The sequence below is a fragment of the Streptomyces sp. NPDC059455 genome, from assembly GCF_042750115.1.
In the GTDB taxonomy this organism is placed as follows: Bacteria; Actinomycetota; Actinomycetes; order Streptomycetales; family Streptomycetaceae; genus Streptomyces; species Streptomyces endocoffeicus.
The window spans coordinates 39,535-44,215 of sequence record NZ_JBHYVB010000077.1 but is presented as its reverse complement, the minus strand read 5'-3'; the positions used below and the strand labels follow the sequence as shown (position 1 = coordinate 44,215).

Annotated in this window: 7 protein-coding genes; 3 read left to right on the top strand and 4 right to left on the bottom strand. The window is 70.8% G+C overall.

Annotation, left to right across the window (positions count from 1 at the left end; translation table 11 throughout):
* The 4 genes from ACFXB5_RS25845 to ACFXB5_RS25830 form a co-directional block, all read right to left on the bottom strand.
* Positions 1-559 (bottom strand): LysR family transcriptional regulator (locus ACFXB5_RS25845; protein ID WP_385211911.1); only part of this gene is annotated, 559 nt, incomplete at its 3' end.
* A 197-nt stretch (positions 560-756) separates the two neighbouring features.
* The gene (locus ACFXB5_RS25840; protein WP_385211921.1) at positions 757-1,971 is read right to left on the bottom strand and encodes a cystathionine gamma-lyase; all 1,215 of its coding nucleotides are present in this window, start codon (positions 1,969-1,971) and stop codon (positions 757-759) included.
* A gap of 17 nt (positions 1,972-1,988) precedes the next feature.
* Positions 1,989-2,573 carry a low molecular weight protein-tyrosine-phosphatase gene (locus ACFXB5_RS25835; protein ID WP_385211909.1) on the bottom strand — a complete coding sequence of 195 codons (585 nt, stop codon included), beginning with the start codon at positions 2,571-2,573 and terminating at the stop codon, positions 1,989-1,991.
* A gap of 24 nt (positions 2,574-2,597) precedes the next feature.
* Entirely contained in the window at positions 2,598-2,978 is a 381-nt protein-coding gene (locus tag ACFXB5_RS25830; RefSeq protein WP_385211907.1) for a phage holin family protein, read from the bottom strand.
* A 77-nt stretch (positions 2,979-3,055) separates the two neighbouring features.
* On the opposite strand from ACFXB5_RS25830, the gene ACFXB5_RS25825 reads away from it, so the two are divergent.
* The 3 genes from ACFXB5_RS25825 to ACFXB5_RS25815 all read left to right on the top strand — a co-directional run bounded on the left by ACFXB5_RS25825 (position 3,056) and on the right by ACFXB5_RS25815 (position 4,643).
* Positions 3,056-3,373, top strand: a complete 318-nt coding sequence (locus tag ACFXB5_RS25825; protein WP_201856542.1) for a cupin domain-containing protein — start codon at positions 3,056-3,058, stop codon at positions 3,371-3,373.
* Between the two features lie 225 nt (positions 3,374-3,598).
* Positions 3,599-3,793 (top strand): DUF5326 family protein, encoded by a 195-nt coding sequence (locus ACFXB5_RS25820; protein ID WP_201856541.1) that lies wholly within the window; start codon positions 3,599-3,601, stop codon positions 3,791-3,793.
* Positions 3,794-4,214: 421 nt separating this feature from the next.
* Positions 4,215-4,643: an SsgA family sporulation/cell division regulator gene (locus ACFXB5_RS25815; protein ID WP_385211905.1), complete on the top strand. Its 429-nt coding sequence runs from the start codon at positions 4,215-4,217 to the stop codon at positions 4,641-4,643.
* The last annotated feature ends 38 nt before the right edge of the window (positions 4,644-4,681 follow it).

The window sequence follows — 4,681 nt, the reverse complement described above, 5'->3', positions numbered from 1 at the left end:
CCTCACCCCCAGAGCGCGCGCCCCGCGGGGGCCCCGCGCCCCGCGGCCCCGCGCGCGGGGCCGCGACCAGCACATGCTCCTCGTCGCACAGCGGGGTGGCGGCCAGCAGCCGCCCCCGTGGCCGGGCGGTGGTGATGGCCAGGTCGTGATGGCCGGCGCCCAGCCCCTCGAACAGCTCCTCGGCGCTGCCGAAGGTGCAGCGCACCGCCAGCCCCTGGGTGACCAGGGTGGTCAGCGCGGGCAGGGCACGCAGCGCGGTGAACTCCGGAGGGCCCGCGAGATGCAGGGTGCGCAGCGCCGAGCGGTCGTCCAGACCTTCCTCGGCGATCTCCACGAGGGCGTCGAGATGCGGCGCGGCCTTGTGGGCGAGTTCGTCCCCGACGGTGGTGGGGACGACGCCGCGCGCCGTACGGAGGAACAGGGGGCGGCCGAGCTGCCGCTCCAGGGTGCGTATCTGGCCGGTGACAGCGGGCTGGGAGAGCCCGAGCAGCCCGGCGGCGCGGGTGAAGGACCCGGCGCGGTGAACCGCGACAAAGGTGCGTAAGAGGGCCAGATCCATGCGGTTCCCCTCGCCTCGTCGCGCCCCGCACGCATGCCAACTATAAATATGCCGATAGGTCCATGTCGCTACTGTGATTGGACACTGACGCTGAGTCAACTAGCCTTGTTCGAGCGGTTCTCCACGAGAAGAACCGGGGCGTCTCAAGCCACGAGGGGGGAGGCTTGAGACGCCCGCACAGGCATATCCGCCCGCTTTCAGCCATCCGCCCCGGTGCTTGCCGTGCCCGATGCCGGGTCCGTGCCTGCTGCCAGGCCCGGGTCGGATACCGCGTCCGGGTCGGATGCCGTATCGAGCGCCCGCAGCACATCGGCGAGCAGATCGTCCGCGTCCTCCACGCCCACCGAGAACCGGATGAAACCCTCGGGCACCGCGTCGCCGCCCCACCGTCCGCGCCGCTCCGCCGTGGAGCGCACCCCGCCGAAGCTGGTGGCGTCGTCCACCAGCCGCAGCGCGGTCAGAAAGCGCTCCGCGTGCTCCTTGTCCGGCAGGGTGAAGGAGACCACACAGCCGAAGCGCCCGCCGCGCATCTGCCCGGCCGCCACCTGGTGGGAGGGGTCGGTCGGCAGTCCGGGGTGGCGCAGCCCGGTGATCTCGGGGCGGTCGCGCAGCGCCTCGGCGAGGGCCAGCGCGGTCGCCGCCTGGCGGTCGACGCGCAGCTGGAGGGTGGCCAGGGAGCGGTGGGCGAGCCATGCCTCCATGGGGCCGGGGATCGCGCCCACCGTCTTGCGCCAGGCCCGCACCTCCGCGGTGAGCCGGGGATCGCGGCAGGTCACATAGCCGAGCAGCACATCGCCATGGCCGGTGAGCGCCTTGGTGCCGCTCCCCACGGCGAAGTCGGCGCCGAGCTCCAGCGGGCGCTGGCCCAGCGGGGTGGCGAGGGTGTTGTCGACGGCGACCAGCGCGCCCCGGGCGTGCGCGGCCTCGGCGAGCCGGCGGATGTCGCAGACGTCCAGTCCGGGATTGGACGGGGTTTCCAGCCACAGCAGCTTCGTCCGGTCGCCCAGGGTCTCCAGGGCGGTCAGCTGGGCGTCCTCGCCGGTCGGGGCGGTGCGCACCGTGACTCCGTAGCCCGTCAGCCGCTCGATCAGCGCCGGGAGCAGCTGATAGCCGTCGGACGGCAGCACGGCCGCGTCGCCCTGGCGCAGCTGCGACAGCAGTACGGCCGAGATCGCGCCCATACCGGAGGAGAAGACGACCGTCTCGGCGTCGGTGCCCGGCGACTCCAGCTCGCTGATCGCCCGTTCCAGCAGGGACCAGGTGGGGTTGGCGTCCCGGCCGTAGGTGTAGGGGCCGACGGGGTCGCCGGGGAGGTGGTAGTGGGCGGCGAAGACCGGGCCCGGCAGCGTCGGCTCGTACGCCTCGGCCTCGGGCAGTCCGGCCCGTACGGTGCGGGTGCCGTCGCCGGTCATGCGGGTGCCGTCGCCGGTCATGCGGATTCCTTTCCCGCGCCCGGGCCATCGGCGGCCGGCGCGTTCTCGGCACTGACGCTCTCCACGGCCTCCGCCGAGGCGTCGATGGCCTCGGCGACCGCGTCCAGCAGCCCGCCGCTCGCGGCCTCGACCATCTCCATGCACTCCTCGAAGTCGTCCAGCCCGCCGAAGTACGGGTCCGGCACATCGAGGCCGCCCAGCGCGTCGTGGTCCGCGTCCGGGTCGTAGCTCCGCAGCAGCCGCACCTTCGCGGCGTCGTGCGGGGTGGGCGCGAGCGCCCGCAGCTCGTGCATATGGCCGCTGTCCAGTGCGATCACCAGATCGAGGCGATCGAACCACTCGGCCCGGAACTGGCGCGCGATGTGATCCTGCTCATAGCCATGGGCGGTCAGTACGTCGATGGCGCGGCGGTCGGCCCCGTCGCCCTCGTGCCAGGGCCCGGTGCCCGCGCTGTCCACCTCGACGAGGCCGTCCAGCCCGGCCTCCGAGGCATGGGCGCGGAAGACGGATTCGGCCATCGGCGAGCGGCATATGTTGCCGGTGCAGACAAAGCAGACACGGTAGGGCGACGGGTCTCTCATGCCTTCCATCATCTCCGGCCGTGATCAGTCCTTGTCATCGGGCAGTACGACATGCAGGGCCCACGCGACTATGGAGACGATCAGGCCACCGAGCACCGCCGTGCCGAAGCCGTCGACCTCGAAGCTCAGGTCGAGCTTTCCGGCCAGCCAGGAGGTCAACAACAGCATCAGGGCGTTGATCACCAGCGTGATCAGCCCGAGGGTCAGGATGAACAGCGGGAAGGCCAGCAGTTTGACGATCGGCTTGACCACCACGTTCACCACGCCGAAGACCAGCGCCACGAGAATGAGGGTGAGCGCTTGGCGGCCGGTGTTGTCACCGGTCAGCGTGATGTCCTTGAGCAGCCAGATGGCGACACCGAGGGCGCCGGCGTTCGCGATCGTCTTGACGAGAAAATTCTTCATGGTTGAGATCGTCGCAGACAGGCCCCTGCGCAGGCAGGGGCACCGTAGGCATGGGTCAGGCAGGGGTGGAGAGGCGAATGAAGGCGTTCCGGCTGGATGAGCTGGAGGCGGAGCGGGCCGCGAACGACGGCGCGTATCTGCAGTTCCTGCGCGAGCGGAACATGTCCGTGGGGCTGTACGCGCTGAACGCGGGCCAGGCCGACCCGCAGTCGCCGCACGGTCAGGACGAGGTGTACGTCGTGATGAGCGGCCGGGCGTCGGTCACGGTGGGGATGGAGACGACACAGGTGGGGCGGGGCAGCGTGGTGTACGTCCCGGCGGGCACGGCGCACAAGTTCCACCACATCACCGAGGACCTGAGGGTGCTGGTGGTGTTCTCGCCGCCGGAGGGCTGAGGCCGTCCCGGGGCCTGATGCCGCCGGGGTCGGCGAGCTGCCCCCGGTCCGGGGCTTGTCCATCGCGGAGCCGATGTGTGGCAGGCCGGTCCCGTAGGGGTCCGGTCAGGGGAGGACGGGGGGCGTGGGCCGCCCGCGCGCCTCCGTCCCGTCCTAGCATCGACGGCAGGGAAGACCGGCCGTCGGCGTCCGGACCCACGGCTCGGAGAGAAAGCAGGGAGTTACGTGACCACGAAGGGGATATTCCAGGGCTTGCCGTGGTGGGTGACCTGGATCGCGATACCGGTCCTCGTCCTCGCCGTGTTCGGCGGCCTGGTCATGAGCGTGATCGGGTTCGTGGTGAGCCTCGTATTCAAGGCGCTGCTGCTGGTGGTGCTGATCGCCGGGCTGATCTACGTCGTACGGAAATTCACTTCCTGACCCGCCCCGCGGCGCTCGCCGCGTCACCCAGGGCCTGACGCGTCCCCGCGGGCCCTGCGCACCCCACCGCGCGCGGATACGCCGCGCGAGGGACACCGCCGGGGCGGGAGCACCGCCCGGCGCCACCCCTGCCGTTACAGTGCGAGTCCTCGGCGTTCTTCCTTCGGCGTCTGCCTCGCAACAACACCCCGGGGGTGCCTGTTGACGACAGCGATCTTCGATACGGCCGGTGCGCCGGCCCCGATCTCCCGCCCACCGGGCCCGCGCCGTCCGCGCCGCCCGGCCCCGCGGGTCTCCTCACGGCAACACTGGCCATTTTCGTTCCCTCACACGAGGCAAACCGACTCCGCACCGCAATCGAGTCGCTACGCTCCAGAGTCGGCGAAGCGCAAACAACCCGGGGCGGCGAACGATGCGTGAGATGCGTGACACAGTTCAGGCGGAAGTGACGATGACCTTCCTGGTCTCGCAGGATCTCTCCTTCCGGATCCCGGTCGAGCTGTCCTACGACAGCAGCGATCCCTATGCCGTCGAGATCACCTTCCATTTGCCCGGTGACGCGCCGGTGAGCTGGGCTTTCGCGCGGGAGCTGCTGCTGGACGGGTTGAGCAGACCCACCGGCGAGGGGGATGTGCGTATCGCCCCCGCCTCTCCCGAGGGGCTTTCGGACGTCTTCATCAGACTCCAAGTGGGTTGTGAACGGGCGCTGTTCCGGGCCGGGGCCGCTCCTCTGGTGGCCTTCCTCGACCGGACGGACCGAGTGGTGCCTTTCGGCCAGGAGCCGGCGGCCTGTGACCCGGTCGGCGATCTCGATGCCGAACTCCACCGGATACATGCCGTGGACCGGTAAGCGGTGTTTGAGCCGGTTGCGGGGCGGGCCGAGGGCAG